Source organism: Moorena sp. SIO3B2 (genome assembly GCF_010692525.1).
GTDB classification, from domain to species: Bacteria; Cyanobacteriota; Cyanobacteriia; order Cyanobacteriales; family Coleofasciculaceae; genus Moorena; species Moorena producens.
In genome coordinates this window covers 1-24,165 of record NZ_JAAHHE010000034.1, presented here as the reverse complement: position 1 = coordinate 24,165, position 24,165 = coordinate 1, and the positions used below count along the sequence as shown (strand labels likewise).

General features: G+C 43.5%; 13 protein-coding genes and 2 pseudogenes. 10 read left to right on the top strand and 5 right to left on the bottom strand.

The window, feature by feature from the left end; all coding sequences use genetic code 11:
- Nucleotides 1-205: 205 nt before the first annotated feature.
- Entirely contained in the window at nucleotides 206-1,654 is a 1,449-nt protein-coding gene (locus F6K38_RS11150; RefSeq protein ID WP_008187020.1) for an isochorismate synthase, read from the top strand.
- 190 nt (nucleotides 1,655-1,844) lie between these two features.
- The gene (gene menH / locus F6K38_RS11145) at nucleotides 1,845-2,630 is read left to right on the top strand and encodes a 2-succinyl-6-hydroxy-2,4-cyclohexadiene-1-carboxylate synthase (protein ID WP_008187019.1); all 786 of its coding nucleotides are present in this window, start codon (nucleotides 1,845-1,847) and stop codon (nucleotides 2,628-2,630) included.
- A gap of 554 nt (nucleotides 2,631-3,184) precedes the next feature.
- Here the strand turns inward: menH and F6K38_RS11140 are convergent.
- On the bottom strand, nucleotides 3,185-5,173 hold the full coding sequence (locus F6K38_RS11140) for a zinc finger-like domain-containing protein (protein ID WP_131827063.1): 1,989 nt from the start codon (nucleotides 5,171-5,173) through the stop codon (nucleotides 3,185-3,187).
- 170 nt (nucleotides 5,174-5,343) lie between these two features.
- Between F6K38_RS11140 and F6K38_RS11135 the strand changes: the two genes are divergently transcribed.
- The 5 genes and pseudogenes from F6K38_RS11135 to menD all read left to right on the top strand — a co-directional run bounded on the left by F6K38_RS11135 (nucleotide 5,344) and on the right by menD (nucleotide 11,470).
- On the top strand, nucleotides 5,344-5,484 hold the full coding sequence (locus tag F6K38_RS11135; protein WP_154659858.1) for a hypothetical protein: 141 nt from the start codon (nucleotides 5,344-5,346) through the stop codon (nucleotides 5,482-5,484).
- A gap of 690 nt (nucleotides 5,485-6,174) precedes the next feature.
- Nucleotides 6,175-6,528, top strand: a pseudogene (locus tag F6K38_RS11130) (reverse transcriptase N-terminal domain-containing protein); the annotation flags it as partial.
- Between the two features lie 107 nt (nucleotides 6,529-6,635).
- A pseudogene (locus F6K38_RS11125) lies at nucleotides 6,636-7,808 on the top strand (group II intron reverse transcriptase); the annotation flags it as partial.
- A gap of 251 nt (nucleotides 7,809-8,059) precedes the next feature.
- Nucleotides 8,060-9,283 carry an RNA-guided endonuclease InsQ/TnpB family protein gene (locus F6K38_RS11120; protein ID WP_044492296.1) on the top strand — a complete coding sequence of 408 codons (1,224 nt, stop codon included), beginning with the start codon at nucleotides 8,060-8,062 and terminating at the stop codon, nucleotides 9,281-9,283.
- A gap of 69 nt (nucleotides 9,284-9,352) precedes the next feature.
- Nucleotides 9,353-11,470 carry a 2-succinyl-5-enolpyruvyl-6-hydroxy-3-cyclohexene-1-carboxylic-acid synthase gene (menD, locus tag F6K38_RS44145; RefSeq protein ID WP_008179820.1) on the top strand — a complete coding sequence of 706 codons (2,118 nt, stop codon included), beginning with the start codon at nucleotides 9,353-9,355 and terminating at the stop codon, nucleotides 11,468-11,470.
- On the opposite strand, the gene F6K38_RS11110 is transcribed toward menD, so the two are convergent.
- Nucleotides 11,460-12,416 carry a GGDEF domain-containing response regulator gene (locus F6K38_RS11110; RefSeq protein WP_008179817.1) on the bottom strand — a complete coding sequence of 319 codons (957 nt, stop codon included), beginning with the start codon at nucleotides 12,414-12,416 and terminating at the stop codon, nucleotides 11,460-11,462. The two genes, menD and F6K38_RS11110, sit on opposite strands and share 11 nt — an antisense overlap.
- Nucleotides 12,417-12,893: 477 nt before the next feature.
- Between F6K38_RS11110 and mfd the strand changes: the two genes are divergently transcribed.
- Both mfd and F6K38_RS11100 read left to right on the top strand, forming a co-directional pair.
- Complete coding sequence (gene mfd, locus F6K38_RS11105) at nucleotides 12,894-16,781, top strand: transcription-repair coupling factor (RefSeq protein WP_008179815.1); 3,888 nt, start codon at nucleotides 12,894-12,896, stop codon at nucleotides 16,779-16,781.
- Between the two features lie 1,574 nt (nucleotides 16,782-18,355).
- On the top strand, nucleotides 18,356-18,712 hold the full coding sequence (locus F6K38_RS11100) for a Mo-dependent nitrogenase C-terminal domain-containing protein (protein WP_008179812.1): 357 nt from the start codon (nucleotides 18,356-18,358) through the stop codon (nucleotides 18,710-18,712).
- Between the two features lie 328 nt (nucleotides 18,713-19,040).
- On the opposite strand, the gene F6K38_RS11095 is transcribed toward F6K38_RS11100, so the two are convergent.
- The 3 genes from F6K38_RS11095 to F6K38_RS11085 all read right to left on the bottom strand — a co-directional run bounded on the left by F6K38_RS11095 (nucleotide 19,041) and on the right by F6K38_RS11085 (nucleotide 21,636).
- Nucleotides 19,041-19,757: a biliverdin-producing heme oxygenase gene (locus F6K38_RS11095; RefSeq protein WP_008179810.1), complete on the bottom strand. Its 717-nt coding sequence runs from the start codon at nucleotides 19,755-19,757 to the stop codon at nucleotides 19,041-19,043.
- 427 nt (nucleotides 19,758-20,184) lie between these two features.
- A complete protein-coding gene (locus F6K38_RS11090) occupies nucleotides 20,185-20,400 on the bottom strand; it encodes a hypothetical protein (RefSeq protein ID WP_131827057.1) in 216 nt (71 codons plus the stop codon).
- A 276-nt stretch (nucleotides 20,401-20,676) separates the two neighbouring features.
- Nucleotides 20,677-21,636, bottom strand: a complete 960-nt coding sequence (locus F6K38_RS11085) for a glycosyltransferase family 2 protein (RefSeq protein ID WP_287249519.1) — start codon at nucleotides 21,634-21,636, stop codon at nucleotides 20,677-20,679.
- A 241-nt stretch (nucleotides 21,637-21,877) separates the two neighbouring features.
- Here F6K38_RS11085 and F6K38_RS11080 point away from each other — a divergent pair, with 241 nt between their 5' ends.
- Nucleotides 21,878-23,107, top strand: coding sequence for a glycosyltransferase family 4 protein (locus F6K38_RS11080; RefSeq protein WP_008179804.1), 1,230 nt, complete (start codon nucleotides 21,878-21,880; stop codon nucleotides 23,105-23,107).
- Nucleotides 23,108-24,165 lie beyond the last annotated feature (1,058 nt).

Genomic DNA, 24,165 nt, shown 5'->3' with positions numbered 1-24,165 from the left:
TTTGCCCTTACCCTGCTTTTCTTAATTGCCAAACATGCTGATAATTGATCATTAGTAACTATAAATTCTGTAAGTTAAAAAGTTATGTAAAAACAAGTTAAGAACTATGTAGTAAAGAGCGTTAGCGCAGCGTGGCCTACGGCCAATCGCGTTTGTGTTGTTGTTCATTGAGGTAAACACTCCTGTAATTCAAGAAAGCCTATATATGTTAGTCATTCCCTGCCCTGCTAACCTCTTTCATGAGCCTAAAGAGTTACATCAGTTTCTCTTAGCCTGCCAGAAAAAATCTCAAAAACAAGGTATTGCCAAAATTGCCAGTATTTCTCAAGAAATTTCACCCCTCGACCCACTGGCGGTTTTTCAGGCAATTCGGGATAGAGCCGCCCCTTTTGCCGCCACCCCCGAGCCCCTACACTTCTATTTTGAAAATATAAGTAATCAAGAATCAATTGTTGCTATTGATGCGGCTGTATCCCTTAAGTTAGCTGGTGAACAACGGTTCTATAAAGCACAACAATTTATCGACTCATGTTTAGCTAACACCATAATTAGTGGTGAAATAGAGCAGCGATTGGCTGGACCTCATTTCTTCTGTAGTTTTACGTTTTTTGCTGACAAGTTTAATAGTAACAACCCTTTCCCATCTGCCACTATTTTTCTACCTCGCTGGCAAATTTCACTTTGTCAAAGCCGATGTGTAGTAGTGGCTAATCTTGAAATCAACTCTCAAGTTAATCTGGATTGGCTGGTCGAAAGCGTAGGTCGGCAGTTCAATCTAATCACCTCTTCTGGTCGTCTGCTCTACTGTTTTACTGGTAAGGCTAACCATCATGAATTTCTCAAGCAAGATTCAAAAAAAGCCAAAGACTTCAAATTATCGGTTTCATCAGCCTTAAAATCTATCCAAGCCAATCAATTTAGCAAAATTGTCCTTTCCCAAGCCGTCGATGTCGTCTCACCAATACCGTTTAATCTGGTAGATTCTCTGGACAATTTGCGCCATAACTATCCAGATTGCTATATTTTTTCGATCAGTAACGGCAAAGGCAAAAACTTTATTGGCGCTAGTCCTGAACGTCTGATTAGTATTTACGACCATCAGTTAGTGACGGATGCTTTAGCAGGGTCTGCTCCACGAGGTCAAACCCCAGCTGAAGATGCGGATTTGGCGAACCAATTACTTAGTAGTGAAAAAGAGAGACGTGAACATAACGCAGTGAGTGAATTTATTATCCAACGTCTTTGTCAACTGGGTTTGGAACTGGATTTTTCGCCATCTCCCCAACTGCTGAAACTGTCGAATATCCAGCATTTATGGACTCCGATTAAAGCAGCATTACCAGCTCATGTCAATCCCCTAGAGATTATAGCGAAACTGCATCCTACTCCAGCAGTGGCTGGTGTTCCTACCAAAATTGCTTGTGAGCAAATCCGACACTACGAAACCTTTGACCGTTCTCTGTATGCTGCTCCCCTCGGATGGATAGATTATCAAGGCAATAGTGAATTTATCGTTGGGATTCGGTCTGCTTTGATAGCAGGTAATCATGCTCGACTCTACGCTGGTGCTGGAATTGTTGCTGGTTCTGATCCCAATAAAGAACTGGCGGAAATTAACCTGAAGCTAATGGTGCTTCTTAAAGCCTTAGTTTAACCCTGTGTTCATTGGTCGTTGCTGTTGGATAATCAGTTAAAATAATTTCGATATCATGAATTGTAACAATTATAGCAATTCTTATAGCTATGAGGTACAAAGCGATCCCCCTAAATCCCCCTTAAAAAGGGGGACTTTGAGGTTAAAAAGCGTACCTCATAACTGCAATTAACGCGCTTATATTTGATAAATGCTATATAAGTTTCACTATGAGTTAAGAGGAAATCGAGAGCAACCACGGATTCTTTTTTGCCATGGATTCATGGGTAGCAGCCAGGAATTTGATGAAGCAATATCATTACTCTGTGAGGAATTTTGTTGTCTAGCTGTTGATTTACCTGGTCATGGTAAGACCAAAGTTTTAGGTGGGGATGAGTGCTACACTATGCCAAACACTGCTCACGCCTTAAAGGAATTACTAGAGCAGTTAAACTTTGAACCATGCTTTTTAGTTGGCTATTCTATGGGAGGTCGATTGGCTCTCTACATGACCCTTCATTTCCCCGAATGTTTTAGTAAAGTAGTACTCGAATCAGCATCTCCAGGGCTAAAGACTCAAGCAGAACAATTAAAGCGCCGTCAGCGAGATTTGCAAATTGCCGAAAAATTGGAAACTGGGGATTTATTGACCTTCTTATCAAATTGGTACAATCAGCCTCTGTTCAGCTCCCTCAAGCAGCATCCTAAATTTGAACAGATGATCAAGATTCGACAACAAAATAATCCTCTGGAATTAGCTAAATCTCTGCGTCATATCAGTACAGGATGCCAACCATCTCTGTGGGAATCACTCCAACATAATCAAGTTCCTTTGCTTTTGCTAGTTGGAGAGTATGATCATAAATTTAAATCGATTAACTCAGAAATAGTAACACTTTGTACAGAAGCTAATTTAAACGTCATTGCTGATTGTGGACATAACATCCATTTTGAGAACGTCAATGAATTTGTTAAAAATGTTAGACAATTTTTTTAGGGATTAGGAATTATAGCAAAGGTAACAGCGGATCTGGGAGTAGGAATTAGGGATTAAGCATTAGCGGGACTTAAAAGAAATTAGCCCCAAACAAAGCCTAAATCCTTGATTTAAGCTGCCAATACGTTCGTTTGTGTTTGGATCCATCGCCAAAAACCAAAAGACATTGCTGTCCGAAAAGCCTCCAACGTTTCCACAAACGTGGACTTGAGGTCGCAACCACTCCCTGAGTTCTTGCACAACCCGAAAGATACCTGGATGCCAGTAAAACTAAGTCTCGGTGCTGCTGACTTCTACTCGGTAGCCCTGCTGTACTTGGTAGATGCCTGCTTCAGTGACAGCATGAGAGATGACTTGGACTGGGGACTTTTGGGTTAGCATTTGATCAAGGTGAGAGGCTCCTTAATTGGAAAATACTAACTTATTGGATTTAGTGGCTGGTGGGCTGGCGATTGCTATCTTAATAAGTGGTCTGCTCATGCTATTTAAGGGCATATCGGCATTTGGAGACTTTCGGTAAGTAGCGATCGCCAAGGTAAAACCACGTTGGGGATTCAAGATAAAGCTACCTTAATACATGAAATTAGCAAAGGAAAAATTTTTGTTGAAAATCTAAAAAGAAATATCGAGAGAGCCAACCCAAGAGGAGGCAGCAACATCAAGGTAAAAACCGCACTATAAGAGAGCGGTAGTTGAGGGAAGTAAAATTCAGGTCGTCGTCCAAAGAACCATCCAAAACGTCTACCTAAATTCACAAACTCAATCATTATCATCCGAAAAGAAGCAATTTGAAAATCTGCACGATAGAGATAGCCATTATGCAAGTTTTCTACCTCTGATTTATGAAGCTTGTGAAGCTGTTTAAGCTCACTTCCAGTTTGATACATTTTCTGTAGGATAAGATTGTTGGCATTTGCTGCTCTTGCCTGTTCAGTTGCTGCAACAAAGTTTTCTGTGATTGGTTGACGGTAGAAAACTTTCTCTTCTGCATCCTCAACCAGTTCAGGTATAGGAATACTAGGATATGTAACTAGGGGCATCATCCTTTGCCATTGGGTATTAAGAATTTGAGTGTGCTTTAACCGCCCACTGCCACTACATGTACCACAAGTTTCATATTCTCTACGGGTTTTTGTATTACCTTCTGAATCAGTTTCAGTAACAGTTGTCATAACTTGCCCTGTTCCTCCACACCTCCAGCATGTTTCTACAACGTCCCATTGGCTAGGAAGCCAGAGCGGATCAATCCAATTCACATAGCCATTGGGAGGATGAAGAGGAAATAGGTCATAATCCCACATGGGTACAGCAGGACGCTGAAGTGGGCGATAGGTGCCAGAAGCACCACCAAGAGTGATATACCGCCGTACAGTGAGGTAACGTAGCATAGCAACGGCAAATTCCTCATATTGAACCTCAACCAAGTTCAAGAATCTTGCCAAGTTCCGAACAACAAAGATTCCTCGCTCTTCTAAATTCTTACAACCCCTGCTGATACGATCTGCCAGTTGATTTTTCTGTAGTGAACCTAGTTTTAGTTGTGGGTCAATATAAATTTGCTCAAGATATGAGGTGTAATGCTTAATTTTTTCTGCAATGGGATTATATACTCGCTTAACTCTTGTATACGACGATTCTAAGATTAAGTCTGCTATCATTCGCAGCCCATATAAAGACAAGATTATTGCAACTATAACTACAGTCGTGTAGAATTTTAAATTTAAATACCTAAGGCAAAAGATACTCAAAAAAACAATCCCAACTTTAACAAGCAAAGATTGATTTAAATTCAGGAATGTGTAATCCCTATTGTTGAATATTATCAACACAATTAGCGTAGGAATAATGGCAATAGTGGTTAATATAAAAGATGTCTGAATAGAAGGTATTTGCGATAAAACATCCTGTATTGAAGTGGTAAAATCTATTTCAAAATTGTATTCATTATTTTTGAATAGGATAAAAAAGATCAATCCTATACATGTTACACCTATCACAGCAATTAAATATCTAACTATCCGCTCTTCAACATTTTTGGGAGATTTTTCATTAGGAAATCGTTCAAAACCCAAAGTTTTTAACAAGCGAGGATGAATTCCATAACGAACTGATACTCCATCTGTTTTGACAGGTAGAGGCTTCTGATTTGGAATTCTCAGAAGAGCATACTTTAAAGATTTAAGTGTAATAGCAAATAAAAATGCCAATCCTCCGCTTAAAAGTAATTTACATGCGGTTTCAGATGATCGTGATTCATTAAAAACTAATTGAAAAATATTTGTCAAAGCAGCGAACGAGGTAAAAGCTAGTCCGTAACCAAAAGCACAAAATAAAGCCCAAAAAAGGCTACGTACTGGTAAAACCTCGTAAAATCTTGTCTCGATTAGTTGCTCAACTGTTGCACCAAACCTGAAGCGATGAAAAAGACTAGATATAAGAGTTCCTATAAAAAGCGTGGTAAGTATCCATAGCGTTGCTTCAAGCATAGAATTAGCTTCCCAATTCATGACCCTGGCGATGTATTCAATCCTTAAATGTTCCATGTTTGTGATCGTGAAAGAATCCCCCACAAATTCTGGGTGGCTGCATTTTAGATGGGGATAAGGGCCCCATCTAAAATTGTAAGCATTCAGCTAAGGCACTACCTGCTGAATGCTGAGTGCTAATAGCTGATTTTTAAGTATCTATATACTTATTGGGCTAATCACCAAGAATGATGCAGGAAACTTTCAAGACCAGTAAGCATTCAGCGGTCAGCGGTCAGTGGTCAGCTGAATGCTTACCTAAAATTTACCTTCTTCCTTCTGAGTCAGGAGTTGTCTGTCTTAGAGACGAATATTTTAACCTGAAATAGCTTCTATACATAGATTATATCCGATTTTAACTCATATTTATGTTTAAGTTACATTAGGGCAGTAAAACCTCGGTTGTCAACTCTCAACCCTCAACGGTCAACAAAATCAAATCAACATTTAACGAAGGTGCGGCTCGTTCTAACTAAGAGCCTCTAGTTTCTAGAGGGGTAAGAGTTAGGAGAATCGCGAGGAAACACCCTCAAAGATTCTTAACTGTCTTTCGGATGGTGGTGAAAACCCACCCCTTGAAGAGATAAGTGACTCCCTACCTGGCCACACCGAGTGGGCGGCAACTCCACAGAGTGAAGCTGGCAACAGGGCGCAAGCAGAACCAAAGCAGATAGGTATCACTGGCGCTAACGGGGAGGTGACAAGGGTAAAACTAGTCCTAGAAAAGTGTCTAAGAATGAAGCCACAATCTGAGATGTAAATAGTGTGCGACTTGACCCTCTCATTCTCACAGCATTCTTTTCGTGATAGCTGTAATCTCTGAGAAGAGGGTAGGCAAATTGGACTGCCCTAAATCACCAAAACAATCTGACAGACGGAACGAGTAAAAACGACAGCAAGTATGGGTCTGAGGAATAGTCGAACCTCGGTAAGTTATGCCGACTTAATCCCCACTGTCGGGTAGGATGCCACCCAAAACTGGTGGCGGGTATCCAGAATACACAAAACTAATGGAGAGCATGGGTAGACACATGTCAAATAGATATAGTGACCTATGGAAAAGCCAAAAGTGGAAACAACTCCGCCGGAACCTTTTCCGCCTACAGAAGCGAGTGTACAAAGCGGTTCGAGATGGTGACCTGAGAAAGGCGCGGTCTTTACAAAAACTGATTCTGAAATCCCGCTCAGCTCAATTAATGGCAATCCGCCAAGTGACACAGCTTAATCAAGGAAAGAAAACCGCCGGAGTAGATGGGAAAAAGTCCCTAAGCTACAAAGAACGGTTCGAGGTACTAGGAAAACTAAACGACCGTGCGGAAAATTGGACGCATCAAGGGTTGAGGGAAATACCAATACCTAATAAAAACGGTCAGAAGTTACCGCAAGAATAGGGCAGCCTTAATCATAAAGTTTTGACCCTTTTGCCCATAGCCGACCAACCATAAAGGCTGCCCTATTCTAAGGTTTCGTCTCCGGGAGTACAAGAATGTTAAAAGTACCAACAATCCAAGATAGAGCATGGCAATGTTTAGCAAAATATGCTCTCGAACCAGCCCATGAAGCTACGTTCAGTGCCGATAGTTACGGATTCAGAACAGGCAGATGTGCCCAAGACGCACAAAAACGCCTGTTCCTACATCTAAAATCAAACTCTAACGGCATCACAAAAAGAGTAATAGAACTAGACATCAAAAAGTGTTTCGACCGCATCTCCCACAGCTCCATAATGGATAGATTGCTAGCTCCTGCAAGTCTGAAGATGGGGATATTCAGATGTCTAAAAGCAGGCATCAATCCGGAATTCCCGGAGCAAGGAACGCCCCAAGGCGGTGTAGTCAGCCCACTCCTAGCCAACATTGCACTTGACGGAATAGAGAATATACACTCTAGCATCCGATATGCGGATGACATGGTATTTATTCTTAAGCCAAAAGATAATGCTGAGAAAATTCTAGAAAAAGTGAGGAACTTCCTAGCTCAACGCGGCTTAGAAGTAAATCAAGAAAAGACCAAACTAACCAATACGACAGACGGGTTTGACTTCCTGGGTTGGAAATTCCGAGTCCAGAAAAACGGAAAGTTCCGATGCACTCCCTCAGAGGAAAACCATAGAAACTTCCGGAAGAAGATAAAAACCGTGGTCAACAACTCGAATTATGGTGCCAAAATAAAAGCCCAAAAATTAGCCCCCATCGTACGTGGTTGGAGAAACTACCACAAAAGCTGTGACATGAGCAGTTCCCGAGATAGTTTATGGTTCTTGAATAAGACCGCAAACCGTAAGTTCCGCAAGGAAAAGAAAGTAAACCGGTACAAAGCCAACGAACTATGCAAGAAAAGCTTCCCAGCAGTCGGGTATAAACAAAACCAACACGTAAACGTAAAAGGAACCAAGTCCCCTTATGACGGAGACTTAGTCTACTGGAGCATGCGAAACTCCGTACTATACGATGATGCTACCGCCAAGGCTTTAAAAAGGCAAAACCATTCCTGTGGACATTGCGGACACAAATTCTTGAACGACCAGGTTGTACACCTTCATCACGTCGATGGAAACCACGCCAACTGGAAACGCAAGAATCTAATGGCAGTCCATCAAAGCTGCCACCAAGAAATCCACTGGAGCAAGCCGAAAGGCAAACCGAAAGGTTGAGGATATTCAGGAGCTGGATGAGGCGAAAGTTTCACGTCCAGTTCTGAAGCGGAGGTGCCCTGGGTAATACCAGGCATCGACCGTAACAGGGGAGTTTGAGGGGGCGAAATTCCCCATCCCTGCGACGGGTGGGGATGGATAGCCCCTTGGCCGTAGGCCACGCTAAGCGAACAAAAACTTTTAGCGATGGGTTGACGATGTACCACAAAATATATATAATGGTACATATGTCGATAAATGAGGTCAAAGCAATAAGACATCAAGCAGTCAAGGTCAGGATCTATCCAACTCAAGAACAAGTTCATATACTTGCTCAGCACTTTGGCTGTGCCCGCTGGTGGTGGAATTATGCATTGAATCAGTGCATAGAAACCTACAAAGAAACCGGTAAAGGGTTGTCTCGCGCTGCCCTCAATGCTATGTTGCCAAAACTCAAAAAAGATAAAGAAACTGAATGGCTAAAAGATTGCTACTCTCAGGTGTTGCAAGCTGTGAGTCTAAATCTTAGCCGTGCATATCAAAATTTTTTTGAGGGTAGAGCAAAATATCCTAGATTCAAGTCATATCATCATCGCCAATCAATCCAATATCCACAGCGCGTATGCCGCGTAGGAGATTGCCTTAAGTTTCCTGGAAAACTGGGAACTGTCAAGGCAATAATACACCGACCATTAGATGGAGAAATCAAGACTGTTACCGTCAGCAGGACTCCGTCTGGGAAATACTATGCTTCTGTGCTGATGGAGTATGAATCAGAGGACAGGCAGCCTTCCACAGAAGGAAAGGTTATCGGGATTGATTTGGGCATCAAAGATTTTGCGATCACCTACGACGGCGAAAAGACCTCTAAATTTGGTAATCCCAAGCATCTAGCTAAATACGAAAAAAAATTAGCCAAAAAGCAACGTATCGCTGCTCGAAAGAAGAAGAGCAGTAACGGGCGAAAAAAAGCCAGAAAAATTGTAGCTAAAGTATACGAACGGATTGGAAATGTCCGCCAAGACTACCTGCATAAGCTATCCAGAAAAATAGTTGATCAGAATCAAGTAGTGGTAGTCGAAAACCTAAATGTCAAGGGCATGGTTCGTAACCATAAACTAGCTAAAGCAATATCTGACCTGGGTTGGGGAATCTTTGTCAATTTCCTTTCTTATAAGTGTGAAAAAGAAGGAAAGGTATTGGTTGAGATAAACCGGTGGTTCCCCAGCTCTAAAACCTGCTCTAATTGTCATTATCAAATCAAGGAGTTACCGCTTGATGTAAGGGCTTGGACTTGTCCAAGTTGTGGAACTCATCACGACAGAGATGGTAATGCGGCAAATAATATCAGAGCAGAAGGTATCAGAATGCTATCCTCCTCTGGGACGGGGGAGGTTAACGCCAGTGGAGAAGAAGTAAGACCAAGACGTGGACGTCCGTCCAAGTTGAGGCATTCTTCCGTGAAGCTGGAAGCCCCAACCTCTACATTCGCGTAGCGTGGCCATAGGCCAAGTAGGTTGGGGTAGTTCACAATATTCGAATTAAATGTTGATTAACATAATTGAATGCCTATTGATTTTCGCAACACCAATAGCCTCTGGGCTTCCATCCTGGTAGAAACCCTACAGCGCTTGGGATTGACCACAGCAATCATCTGTCCAGGGTCACGCTCAACCCCTCTAACTGTTGCGTTTGCTCAACACCCACAGATCGAGGCGATTCCAGTTCTAGATGAACGTTCAGCCAGCTTTTTCGCCTTAGGCATTGCTCGACAATCAGGAAAACCAGTTGTCCTGGTTTGTACCTCTGGCACGGCTGGGGCTAATTTCTATCCCGCTGTGATTGAAGCCAGAGAAAGCCGAGTACCACTATTAGTTTTGACTGCTGACCGTCCCCCAGAACTCCAAGATTGTCATTCCGGACAAACCATTGACCAAATCAAATTATACGGCAACTATCCCAACTGGCAAAGTACCCTAGCGGTCCCTAAAGCTGATATCAGTATGCTCCGTTATCTACGGCAAACCGTAGTTCATGCTTGGGAGCGAGCCTCCTTTGGCAGCACTCCGCTAACACATTTTCCTACCCCTGGTCCAGTACACCTAAATCTACCCTTCCGTGACCCCCTCCCACCCATTCCCGACACAACCACTAACCCATTAAAATCCCAATTACAACCAGAAGAATTCTTCGCTCACTGTCAGCAGCAAGCTGTAACTGACAACCTGCAAGCTGTAACTGACAACCTGCAACCTGCAACCGCGAAAGTCATACAACAGTGGCAAGAATCCCAGCAAGGAATAATTATCGCTGGTCCAGCTCAACCCCAAAATCCCAAAGACTATTGTAATGCGATCGCATCCTTGTCCAAAACCTTAAGATGGCCTGTACTAGCAGAAGGGCTCTCACCGGTAAGAAACTATTGCGACCTCAACCCCAATCTAATTTCCACCTATGACTTGATCCTGCGTAATCCACGATTAGCGCAACAGCTAAAACCCACAATGGTTATTCACATTGGTGAACTACCGATTAGCAAAGAACTGCGTGCTTGGTTGGATAAATGTCAACCGCGACGTTGGGTGATTGACCCTAGCCACCACAACCTCGACCCCCTCCATGGCAAAACAACTCATCTGCGGATGAGTGTAGAACAACTGGGGATATGGGTAAAGGAGTTGAAAGTTAACCAGTTGAAGGTTGACAAGTTGACGGTTGACAGGTTGACGGTTGACAGGTTGACGGTTGAAGGTTCACCATCGTTGACGGTTGACAGGTTGAAGGTTGAAAGGTTGAAGGTTGACGATTCTAACCTGCAACCTGATAACCTCCAACCTGATAACCTGCAACCTGATAACCTGCAACCTGATAACCTGCAACCTGATAACCTGCAACCTGATAACCTGCAACCTGATGACCTGCAACCTGATAACCTGCAACCTGATAACCTGCAACCTGATAACCTGCAACCTGATAACCTGCAACCTGATAACCTGCAACCTGATAACCTGCAACCTTACCTAAAAAAGTGGTGTGAGGCTGAAGCGAAGGTCAGGGCAAAGGTTGACCAAACAATGACTAAAATGAGTCAGTTGTTTGAAGGGAAAGCGGCTTGGTTACTGTCCCAATGTCTACCACCGGAAACACCTCTATTTATTGCTAACAGCATGCCAGTCAGAGATGTGGAGTTCTTTTGGAAACCTGGTAACAGGAGGATTCGACCTTGGTTTAATCGGGGCGCTAATGGGATTGATGGTACCTTATCAACAGCTTTAGGTATTGCTCATCGTAATCAAAGTAGTGTGATGCTAACGGGTGACTTAGCATTTTTGCATGACAGCAATGGTTTCCTAATTAAAAACAAGTTTGTTGGTCATTTAACCATTATATTAATTAATAACAATGGTGGTGGCATTTTCGAGATGTTGCCCATTGCCAAATTTGACCCACCCTTTGAAGAATTCTTTGCCACACCCCAAGATGTCAATTTTTCACAGTTGTGTCTGACTTATGGAGTAGAGCACCAGCTGATTGAATCATTGCAGCAGCTCAAGCAAGGTTTAAACCCACTTCCTAGCCAAGGCATTAGAGTGTTAGAATTGCCTACTGACCGTAGAAAAGATGCTAGTTGGCGTCAAAATATTTTAAGTCTAATGACTACTGATTTTTTCATTAGTAACTAACATGAACCAGGCGATTTCTACCGGCAGTTTTTGCCTTATATAGTGCTTTATCAGCCTCGTAAAATAAATTATCTGGGGATGATTTTACTGAGGGAATCGTACTGGCACCCCCCAGGCTGACGGTAACAATGTCACTCACCAGAGAACCAGAATGAGGGATCGCCTTTTTGTAGAGTTTAGTTTCAATTGTCTCTGCTACCTGAATAGCGCCTTGTATATCAGTACTCGGCAAAATTACCACAAATTCCTCACCCCCATAGCGAGCCACCAGATCCCCTGGACGCTTTGCTGCTTCACCAAGGATTTGAGCAACTTGTTTAAGACACTCATCTCCTGATTGGTGTCCATAAGTGTCATTGTAACGCTTAAAAAAATCAATGTCACACAATACTAAAGACAAGGGGTTTTCTTCCCGTGCCAGTCGATACCATTCGTTGTTAAAATATTTGTCAAAGGCTCGGCGGTTGGCAACTTGGGTTAAGCCATCGATAGTAGCGAGGCGTTCCAACTCTTTATTGGCGATTTTTAACTGTATCATTGTCCAACTTGATTCAATCAAACGACGTACTCTTCGTCGCAAAACTGGCCAGTGAATTGGCTTAGTTATATAATCCGTCGCACCGGCTTCAAACGCTCGTTCTACAGATTGCTCATCATAGAGTGCTGTAATCATTAGTATAGGAGGACATTCGGAACCAAAGTTATCCTTCAATTTAGCACAGCAGGTAAACCCATCAAGTATGGGCATTCTGGCATCTAACAGCACAATGTCTGGCAATTTTTGCTCACAGATATTCAGACATTGCTCACCGTTGCTAGCTTCAATGACTTTATATCCTTCCTTTGTCAAGCTACGACGTAGCACCAAGCGTAGGATCTTCTCATCATCAACCACGAGAACCTGAGGAGTTTTATTATTAAAGTTATTCAAGTCAGTATTATCCATTATTGCTGCTTGAGTCAGTAATGTATTTCTTATCGATAGCTCTTGGTTATCTTGGCTAGAAATTAATTGAAATTTTGATCGGTAATATCTGTTTAATCTAACCTAAGAGGATTAAATCTTCTAAAGATTAGTCAACAATCAAGTCGTAACCCCTGAAACTGTTATAGCCGAATCCTTGACCTAAAAAGGATTTCGCCTTATTCAAGATAAACAGGATTTACGCACAGACTCTACCTGTAGGGTGGGCAAAACATTGCCCACCCTACAGGTAGAGTAAAATTGAGGTATTTGCGTAAGTCCTAATAAATTAATGTAGACCGACGGACTTGGAAACACTCCTGCATCCAGTGGTAATGCCAGTGGTGAGATAAGTTAACCTATTCAACAACAGTCAATTTGCCCCAGGCATTGCTATTCCTAGTAAAATGAGAGAAACAGCTATCCTGGAAGCCCTATTGTCAAGTACCCACTGAACTAATGGCACTTTCCTCGATCATTCGGACACTAGAGCACTCCCCTCTCACCAGTGAACTACTCACGAAACTCAATCGCCAACAGTCTCTATCTCTGAATGGTATTCCCCGTTTGCCAAAGGGATTAGTAGCATCAGCCCTGGCCAAGGCAGACCAACGTCTGCTATTCGTAGTCTGTAGCACCCTAGAAGAAGCAAGTCGCTGGGCAACCCAACTGGAAGCCATGGGTTGGGATACAGTCCACTTATACCCCACCTCAGAAGCATCCCCCTATGAACCCTTTGACCCAGAGTCGGAAATGACCTGGGGACAAATGCAAGTATTGGCAGATTTGGTCGAAAGGTTGAAGGTTGACAGGTTGCCAGTTGAAAGTTCGGACTTACAACCTTCATTGGTTCAACGTTCAACTCATGGGATGGCTATTGTTGCCACTCAAGCAGCACTCCAACCCCACTTGCCCCCTGTCGATGCCTTTAAGCCCTACTGCCTTACCCTTAACCAGGGCATGACTTGGGATGGCAAAAACCTTGATCAAAAGTTGGCACAGCTGGGTTATGAACGGGTTCCCCTAGTGGAAACAGAAGGTCAGTGGAGTCGGCGGGGTGATATTGTAGATGTTTTCCCGGTAGCCTTAGAATTGCCAGTGCGACTGGAATGGTTCGGGGATGAGTTAGAGCAGTTGCGGGAGTTTGACCCCGCAACCCAGCGTTCCCTGGATAAAATTGACGGCATCGTGCTGACCCCCACGGATTTTGGTCACATTATTAGCCAAGTGCTGAGAACCTCAAAGGCTGAACTAATCCAATCTTATCTCTCACCTCAGGAGCAAGAATCTTTCGAGGAAGGTCAGTCTTTAGAGGGTAGCCGCCGTTTCTTGGGTATTGCCTTTGACCAGCCAGCCTCTCTACTAGATTACCTGCCAGAAAATACTTTAATTGTCATTGATGAACCAGAACAGTGTGCTGCCCATTGCGATCGCTGGGTGGAACATGCCGAAGAACAATTAGAGGAACTGAATCATTCCCTGCCCTGTCTCCATCGTTATTTTGATCATGCTCTAGAGTTGAAGGTTAACCAGTTTCAGGTTGAAGGTTCACCACCGTTGAATGTTAACCAGTTTCAGGTTGAAGGTTCACCACCGTTGAAGGTTAACCAGTTTCAGGTTGAAGGTTCACCACCGTTGAAGGTTAACCAGTTTCAGGTTGAAGGTTCACCACCGTTGAAGGTTAACCAGTTTCAGGTTGAAGGTTCGAACCTTGGCCAAAAGGCCACGTTACGCGAACAATCTAATAACCTTCAACCAGCCAACCTTGGCCAAAAGGCCACGCTACGCGAACAACCTACTAACCTTCCACCAGCCAACCTTGGCCAAAAGGCCACGCTACGCGAACAACCTACTAACCTTCCACCAATCCTGTATTTATCAGAATTGGTGGAAGAAACTACCCAAAATGCCGTTAATCTGGCTAGCCGCTCTGTACCAGTAACACCCCACCAGTTTGCCAAACTAGCAGAAGTACTCCGAGAGCAGAGCGATCGCCGTTTCTCTATTTGGCTGGTTTCTGCCCAACCTAGTCGTTCCGTTGCCCTGCTCCAAGAACATGATTGTCCTGCCCAGTTTGTCCCCAACCCTCGGGATTACCCAGCTATTGAAAAATTAAATATCCAGAGGACAGCGGTAGCGGTCAAGTATTCGGGCTTAGCCGAACTAGAGGGATTTATCCTCCCTACTTACCGCATCGTGGTTGTGACTGACCGGGAGTTCTTTGGGCAGCATACCTTGGCAACTCCCAGTTATATCCGTAAGCGCCGCCGTGCTGCCTCCCAACAGGTTGACCCCAATAAGCTACGTCCAGGGGATTATGTGGTTCACAAGAATCATGGGATCGGTCAGTTCCTCAAGCTGGAAAAATTAAGCATAAATAATGAAACTCGTGAGTATTTGGTGATCAAGTACGCTGATGGTTTGCTCCGGGTGGCAGCGGATCAGTTGGGAGTACTATCTCGGTTTCGACATACAGGTACGGGTTTGCCTCAACTCCACAAGATGTCTGGTAAAACCTGGGAGAAAACCAAAAATCGTGTCCGTAAAAGTATTAAGAAAGTAGCGGTGGATTTGCTGAAGCTCTATGCCCAGCGAGCACAGCAGTCTGGTTATTGCTTTCCAGCGGATTCCCCTTGGCAGCAGGAATTAGAAGATTCTTTCCCCTACCAACCTACTCCTGACCAACTCAAGGCGATACAGGATGTGAAACGGGATTTAGAGAGCGATCGCCCTATGGATCGCTTAGTTTGTGGGGATGTGGGGTTTGGTAAAACAGAAGTGGCAATTCGGGCTATTTTTAAAGCTGTGACCTCTAACAAGCAAGTAGCTTTCCTTGCCCCAACCACTATCCTTACTCAGCAGCATTATCATACCATCAAAGAACGGTTTTCTCCCTACCCCATCAATGTCGGTCTACTCAACCGCTTTCGTAGCCCCCAGGAAAAGCGTGATATTCTTCAACGCCTTAAAACTGGGGAGTTAGATGTGGTGGTAGGTACCCATCAGTTGCTAGGGAAAAGTGTAACGTTTCGAGAGTTAGGGCTGCTGGTGATAGATGAAGAACAGCGGTTTGGTGTCAACCAGAAGGAAAAAATTAAATCTTTCAAAACTCAGGTAGATGTATTGACCCTCAGCGCTACTCCCATTCCCCGTACCCTCTATATGTCCTTATCGGGGGTACGAGAAATGAGTTTAATTACTACACCACCACCCTTACGGCGTCCCATTAAAACCCACTTATCTCCCTATAAACCAGAAGCTGTCCGCACCGCCATTCGTATGGAACTTGACCGAGGCGGTCAGGTATTCTATGTCGTACCTCGCGTTGAAGGGATTGAAGAAGTTGCTGCGGAACTCAGGGAAATGATCCTTGAGGCCAGAATCGCCATTGCTCACGGTCAGCTCGACCCAGCAGAATTAGAGTCAATTATGCTCACCTTTAGCAACGGTGAGGCAGATATCCTAGTGTGTACTACGATTATTGAATCTGGGCTAGATATTCCTAGAGTCAACACCATTGTGATCGAAGATGCTCACAAATTTGGTCTTGCCCAACTCTACCAATTGCGAGGACGAGTAGGTCGGGCGGGGATTCAAGCCCACGCTTGGTTACTTTATCCTAACCAGAAGGTACTCTCAGAAGCAGCCAAGAAACGCTTACGAGCAATTCAGGAGTTCACTCAACTCGGGTCAGGTTATCTGTTAGCAACCCGGGATATGGAAATTCGAGGGGTGGGGAATCTCCTAGGTGTAGAACAATCCGGTCAGATGGAAGCCATTGGCTTTGACCTCTACATGGAAATGCTGCAAGAAGCGATTAAGGAAATTCAAGGGCAAGAAATTCCCCAAGTAGATGATACTCAGATTGACCTTCAGATTACAGCCTTTATTCCCGCTGACTATATTCCAGATATAGACCAAAAAATCAGTGCTTATCGAGGAGTAGCTGCAGCAGCCTCCCAAAAGGAGTTAGCACAGATCGCAGCAGATTGGAGCGATCGCTATGGTCCAATTCCCTCCGTGGCAGAGCAATTACTGCGGGTGATGGAGCTAAAACAGTTAGGGAAGTCTTTGGGATTTTCCCGAATTCGACCTGAGGGTAAACAACACATTCTCCTAGAAACACCCATGGAGGAACCAGCCTGGAAGTTACTGCAAGAGAACCTGCCCCAACATTTGCGATCGCGTTTTGTCTATTCTCCTGGTAAAGTTACGGTTCGTGGTTTAGGTCTGCTCAAGACGAATAAACAGCTAGAGAGCCTGATTGACTGGTTAGGCAAGATGCAAGGCGCACTGCCAGAACCGACTGTGGTTGGGTTACCCCAATCCCCAATCCCTAATTCCTAATCCCACACTCCCTAATCAGTAATTGGTAACTGGGGAGTGTGGGGAGATGGGGAGATGGGGAGATGGGGGAGGTTTTTATTAAGGGTAATTATCCTGATACCGAGTTGCATTCAAAGATAGTAGATCCGGAGATGGGGAGATGGGAAGATTGGGGGAAGAGAAAGTTGTACGTTTGAGCGCAACTTGGTATGAGATCATATAAGATGATGGCTGTTGAGTGTTCACCAGCAAAAGTCAACAATCAACCAATTAGTTTTATCAAAAATTCATAGTTTGATTGGTCTTTCTTCTTTAAAACTTTACCAAACCTTTGTTGTGTATTTTTGTCCTTGAAATCAGGTAAGCTGTGATGGTCAGCTCATAGAATTTAGTATAAATTGTAACTGAAAATAAGCAGTTAACCTATTTTCATTGAAGTTGGTAAAAGCGTCGGTAAAAACCAGTATATTAGTCCTATCGAGTCCAATATCTTGGCTTACTTTGAGCAAGAAAAAAAGAAGTCGTCGGGCACGCGCCCCGCGTCGGTAATGTCGAATCGCAATTAAAATTTCCAGCTTTCTCAAATCACAGAAGAAATAACAGGATTATTGAGAATATAGGCAGTTTGTTAACATTAATTAAAATTAAATTATAATTATAATACCATCTTTAAACCTTTATCTGTAGTTTTTGATACAAATTTAGATGAGCTTACCCAGGGTAATGTCAGCTTTTTAAGAGTGGAAAACCCTGGCCAAAAGGCCACGCGTGCGCGTTCAAGAAGCTTATTTATTATGGCTTTGAGCTGAAAGCTGATTAAGAATGGCTGATAACACCTCAAGTAGCGTGGCTTTTAGCCAAGTCTGAATGCTGAAGTCTTAGCTCATCAGTTAAGTGGTAACACTTGAGCTCCTGTGCAGTTGTTTTGGTAGTGTCATAAGATGTTGGCTGTTGAGTGTTCACCAGCAACAGCCAACAGTCAACCAATTAGTTTTATCAAAATTTCATAGTTTGATTGGTCTTTCTTCTTTTAACCTTTACCAAACTTTTCCATTGTATTTTTATGCTTGAAATAAGGTAATATATCAGCTTTTTAAGAATGGAAAACCCTGGCCAAAAGGCCACGCGTGCGCGTTCAAGAAGCTTATTTATTATGGCTTTGAGCTGAAAGCTGATTAAGAATGGCTGATAGCTGAATGCTGAATGATGAAAGCTTACCTAATAAGTTAAGTGGTAACAATTGAGCTCATGTCCGGTTGTTTTGGTAGTGTTTATAGTTGTTATTTGTGGTAATAGGTAATAACTCGGGAGTAATCCCAATTACCTATTACTAATTACACAAGCTTTACAATACCTAGGCGACCGGACATGCTATGAATTATAGCTATATAAATTTTTATAAATTACCGCCAATATGGCAATACAGCTCAATAGTAATCGTGTTTGATTACTTGATGTCTACCTACTTAATTAGAACTCTGCAAAAGCCATTCCACAGGTGCGACCCGTGGCGAATTTAATTCGCCAAGGTCAAGGGCACCTATAGGAATGCCTTAGCTGAGGACTTTATTGATTAAATTTAGAGATGTATAGCCATGTTCAGAACTAACAAGCAAAGTACCAATCCATCCCTCTCACAGGTAGCTGATCTCAATACCAGTCTAACTCCGCGTGATCCACTGCCCAACAAACGTGTTGATTTACTAAAACCTGTGCGCCGATGGCTGGATCAAATAGAAATTACAGATCAAACCCTAGCTAGATTCCTCTCCAAAATTATTCCTGGTCAATGTCCCTTTGAGCGGGATTTAAAACTTTTCGGTCACTTAGTACTACACATCCCTCCCCTATGTAAGCTCAACCCTCTCTACGAGCAATTAGCTAGCCTACGTTTTCGGGCTCTGTGTTACCTAGTGGATCAGTGTGGAGAGGATATTGAATTTTACGCTTGAGAGGGGTATACCTTCTCTGTTTCGGCTAAGCAAATACACAAAGTTGATTACACATTTCACAAAACTCAAAGGCTTACAATGTCAGGGTTACAGAGATTGGGACTAGGTAATTAATTCTGCTATCGGTGCTTAGTAGTTAGTACTCAAAACGTAAGCATTCAACCTAGCGCATAAGCTAATCGCTGATAGCGATAGGCTGAATGCTTACCTCAAAACTACTAACTACTAATAACTAATCACAGGAGACGAAAGCTAATCGCCTTGATTTCTAGTTAAGGTGATTAGTCGCCACCCATCTTTGGTGCTAATCGCAGTTTGTGCAATAAGCTTACTCAGCTGTAGCCAGTTCTGTGCTGCCACGAACGCGACGACGGGTCAGGGTGTTGTATAGCATTATACCAATGGCTTTAATCAGATTACCCTCTAGTTCCTGGAACATCTTCATATTCATGCCAAACGCAGCATTAGCTTCTTCCACAATCCGATCCGCTGTGGCATCATCAATGGGTAGCTCATCCATGGCTTGCCGATACGTGGCTTTGAATCCCTTCTCATCAGAGATTTGCTTGAATTCATAAAAAGCAGTACCTTGCCCATCTGATAAATTCATCCCCCGCTGGGCAATCTTTTTGAGAATCTGTCCACCAGATAAGTCCCCTAAATAGCGGGTGTAGGAGTGAGCAACCAATAGTTCTGGTTCCTTCTCAGAGATATCTTTAATTCTTTGGACATACTCTTTAGTGGCCACTGAGGGTACTACTTGCTGTTGCCAGTTAGAACCGAAGTAATAGCATAGGTCTTGCTCTAGGCTCTTTTTCCGATCAAGCTCTTGGAAGTAGATTTTTGAAACAATGGGGTGTTCCCGATGGCGCTCCATCTCTTCTTCCATCGTGGAATAGACGAAGTAAAGGTTGGATACTAATTTCCGGTAGGAGGTTTTTTCAACGGTTCCTTTCAAAAAGCACTTGACAAAACCCACATTCTCTGCCATGGTATGGGATTTTTTTGTCCCCTCACGTAACTTGGTGGCTAAATTGGTACTCATTCTTTATTTTTGTTCCTAAAGTTGACGGTATTTGTATTACTACTTACAGACAAGCGAATATCTTTCCAAATTATTAGAGTAAACTGATTTAATGAAAAATTTTGTTAAGAATTCTTACGTCAAGCCGAGATTCTATCTCCCCCACGGTCAGAGAGCAAGTTCATAGATCCTGAAACTGATCAGTTTAGCAACGGTTTGATCAGTACACAGAGGGGGGAAGGGAGAAGTTGTATGCTAGATTCAAAGGCTCAACTGTCGCAACCATCCAAAAAACTCTAGAAACTAGCAAGACACCAGGATTATTTAAGTAAAAATACTTAGGCAGTCGTCAGCCATCAGCTCTCAGCCATCAGCCATCAGCCATCAGCTGAGAGCTCTGAGCTCTCAGCGATTGGGCTGTGGCCACGCTACTTGAGGTGTTTATGCGCTACGGGCACGCTGTCTTGATCCAAAAGCGAGTGGTTTTGGGTCTACAGACCCAAAACCACGGCAGTTGCTCATGGGGGGAACCCCCGCAGGTCGGCACTGTCTCCCCAAGACCGTAATGGTGCGCTTGACCCGTAATTAAATTCGCCACGGGTCGCACCTCTGCCTCCCCAAGACCGTAATGGTGCGTTTTCCGTAGGCGAATTAAATTCGCCACGGGTCGCACCTCTGCCTCCCCTTTGGCTGACTGCATCGCTACTTGAGGTGCTTTGAATAAAATAAGCTGACGCCTGACTGCTGACTGCTGTTCGCGTAGCGTGCGCGTAGCGCATATGCTTACAAGCAGTCTTGTGAAAGGGGGTGCGACAAGGCGTAAGGGAACCTCGCCAAGGGAACGGGCACCAAGAGAGTGGAAATTTGTTTCACCATGGTGAGGCTGCCAATGCCTTGGCAGTTTAATCAGATTTTTTCTAGCCCCGAATTCCCAGAGAGTCTATTCCTTGAATTGACGCAACACACTAAACGCCTGAGAACGCCACCCTTCTGGCAATAGGGACAACACCAAAGCAACCCAAGCTTTTGAGGGGGAGCAAGCTTTTCCTGACCAAACTAATTCACGTCCGGTTGATGTTTGTCCAATTTCAATCAGCCGCAATCCTAGTAGTAGCTTAGTTTCCGTCAGGCGCGATCGCCTAACTGTCTCCAACATTTCTGACTCAAAGTTATAACTTTCTAGATAATGCAGTTTATCCTTTAAATACGGAATTGCTCGACTAATCCCTTGCTGTTGGGCATGGAATCGATATTCCATTAATAATTCGGGTAAATAATAGGCTTTCTTTCCCGCAATAGCCAGCCGAACAAATAAATCATTATCTTCACAATTTTGGATATTATGACGCATAAATTCCAAGTCTTTAAACGCCTGCATTCGAAATAATGTAGCGCCAATTTGAAAGCTCTGCTGAATAAAAACAACCTCAATTAAATTATCAACAATACCTTCGATTAAATTAGTTCTTCCCCACCTCTGAGAGTTGAATTTTGTAGCTGATTCATCCCTAGTATTATTAATATTAATTACCCAATGATCTGTCCCAACAAAATCAAGACTATGGTCTAGCTCTAAAATAGCCGTTGTTTTGGATAAAAATTCAGGTGTCAGCCGGTCATCATCATCAAATTTAATAAAATATTCCCCCAATGCGGCATCAAATCCAGAGCGCATATTATTACTTTTGCCAATATTTTTGGGGTGACGGATGTAGTTAATTCGGCTATCCTGATACTGGGACATTAACTCAGGAGTGTCATCAGTTGAACCATCATCACAGACAATTAATTCCCAGTCTTGATACGTTTGTTTAATAACACTGTCAATCGCATAAGGAAGTAAATTCACGCGATTGAATGTAGGAATACACACACTCACCTTGGGGACTCGTTGAATCATTGTATTGTTATAGATGAAACTATCAAGCCACTCAATTCATTGGTTCTTTGACATTAAATTATCCTCTTGGATACCTGATATCAAGTCCGGTTACAACGAACTAGATATGACTTATAGCAATGTCTTGATGCAGTCGCTCATGGGGAGGGGCTGTGTGCGGAACCTGCGTCCGCACCTTGTAAGCCCCGTGGGAACCCCCAAGACCGCGCTGCATCGCTTTCTTACCTAACCTGAAGATATGATGAAAATTCTCATGCTATCTGCCACCTTTCCTTATCCCCCCACTAGGGGAGGAACTCAGGTTCGGACATTTAATTTACTAAAACATCTTAAGTTAAGTCATGATATCACCATGATTACTCAACGTTCAGAAGATGTCACGGATCAGGAAGTGGAAAAACTAGGGAAATGGGTAGATGAATTGGTGGTTTTCCCCCAACCAAAGCCTTGTGATCCCTCAGGAGGAATCTGGGGCAAAGTAAAGCGATTTAGTAATTTTATTCGCCAAGGCATCCCCCCCAGTGTGCTACATCTCTACTCCCCGGACATTCAGCAATGGGTGGATGAAGCTGTGGCGGCTGGAAGGTTTGACATTATTACCTGTGAACATAGTGTAAATGAAATATATGTACGACCAGAATGGCGACAGCAGCTGGGAACGGTGGTGAATATTCACAGTTCTGTGTATGGTACGTTCCGTAATCAGTTGGAAACAGGAACCTCGGAAAATCAGCTGAGAGACCAGTTAAATTTACCCCTGTTGCGCCGCTATGAGGAACGATACTGTGCCAAATTTACTGGTCTTGTGGTCACAACACCGGAGGATCAAAGCCAGATAGCTGCCTACAAGCCATCGGGTAAAATGGTGGTGATTCCAAATGGGGTAGATTTGACTCAATTTACCGAACGCACTGCTGACCCAGGGGGACATCGCATAGTTTTTATTGGAGCTATGGATAACCGAGCCAACATTGATGCTGTAAGCTTTTTCAGCTTGGAGGTCTTTCCAGCCATTAAAGAACGCTATCAAGATGCTAAGCTGGACCTGGTAGGAGCAAGACCAGTACCTTCGGTGTGGTCGTTGGCAGAATTGTCGGGAATTACGGTCACCGGTCGTGTGCCATCAATGGTAGAGTATCTCCATCAAGCAACTATCTGTGTGGTACCGATGCGGACTGGCTTTGGCATTAAAAACAAGACCCTGGAAGCAATGGCGGCTGGGGTACCTGTAGTGGGAAGCGATCGCGGTTTGGAGGGACTGGCGGTTGATGGTGCCAATACACCCCTGCGAGCATTGCGGGCAAATCATGTTAATGAGTATCTTAGTGCCATCACTCGTTTGTTTGAAGACCCACAGCTGCGAGCAAAGTTGTCTCAAAACGCGCGTTCATTGATCGAGAATGAATACACCTGGGATCGGGCTGGTCAATGCTACGAACAAGCCTTAACTCAGTCAGTGGTTAGGGGTTAGTGAAATCTGTTCATGTGACATACTCCCACACTGAATCGAAGATTACAGTGTGGGCTTCTTACCAACTCCAGCCATCACTATCGGCTTTCGCCGACGCGGGGCGCGTTCGGATACTCGGTAAGCTTTATTAACGACACGGGATGCCCCTCCGCACCGGAACAATACAATGAGTTCTATTTTTTAGGCACGTAAGTGGCTGACAAACCAGCATTTAAGGCCGTAGGCCACGCTACGCGAACGGCTTTGTTTATCAGTACATATATTATAGCAATTTTATAATACCCTGTGCAAAATTCATCCCACACCTATGCTACGCATTAGGTGTGGGGCTTCTTTTGCCGGACAGCTAAAACCTCCGAGAGTAGGGAAACTCCGTATAGCAGTCGCCAGGGCAGTTAGGACATGACAAAAGTCTCAAACCCTTTGTAAGCGCAAGAGTTTGACTTCTGACAAATGACTTCTGACTTTTGACTTCTGCTATAACGGTGGCAAACCCCTATAAATCACTGTGACTGGAAGTCATAGAGAGATTAGGATACCTGGTGTTTGGTAAATCGGGAAATTTGAATTTTTAACTATATTTTCTAGAGGAAAATTCACAATTAGTATAAATGTATTGGAATGAAGATATAATACATTTATACTGTCCGATTTTTTCGGTAGTGTTATTTGTCGTTGTTTTTTGGGTTTTGGGTAATAGGTAATCGGGAATTACTCTGCAGTAATCAGAATTATCAAAAACCCCAACCTTGGCAATATCGATTATCACGTATTTTATACAATAAGAAGTTGGAGTAAATTAAAATTACGAAATGTTAATAAAAGTTTAGATTTTTTTCAAAAAGTATAAATAAATTAATCCTTAACTCATGTAAAAAGTGAGATATAGCAGAAGTCAGAAGTCACAAGTCATTTGTCAGAAGTCAAACTCTTGCGCTTACAAAGGGTTTGAGACTTTTGTCATGTCCTAACTGCCCTGTCTTGATGCAGTCGCTCATGGGGGAAACCACGGCAGTCGCTCATGGGGGGGACCACGGCAGTCGCTCATGGGGGGAACC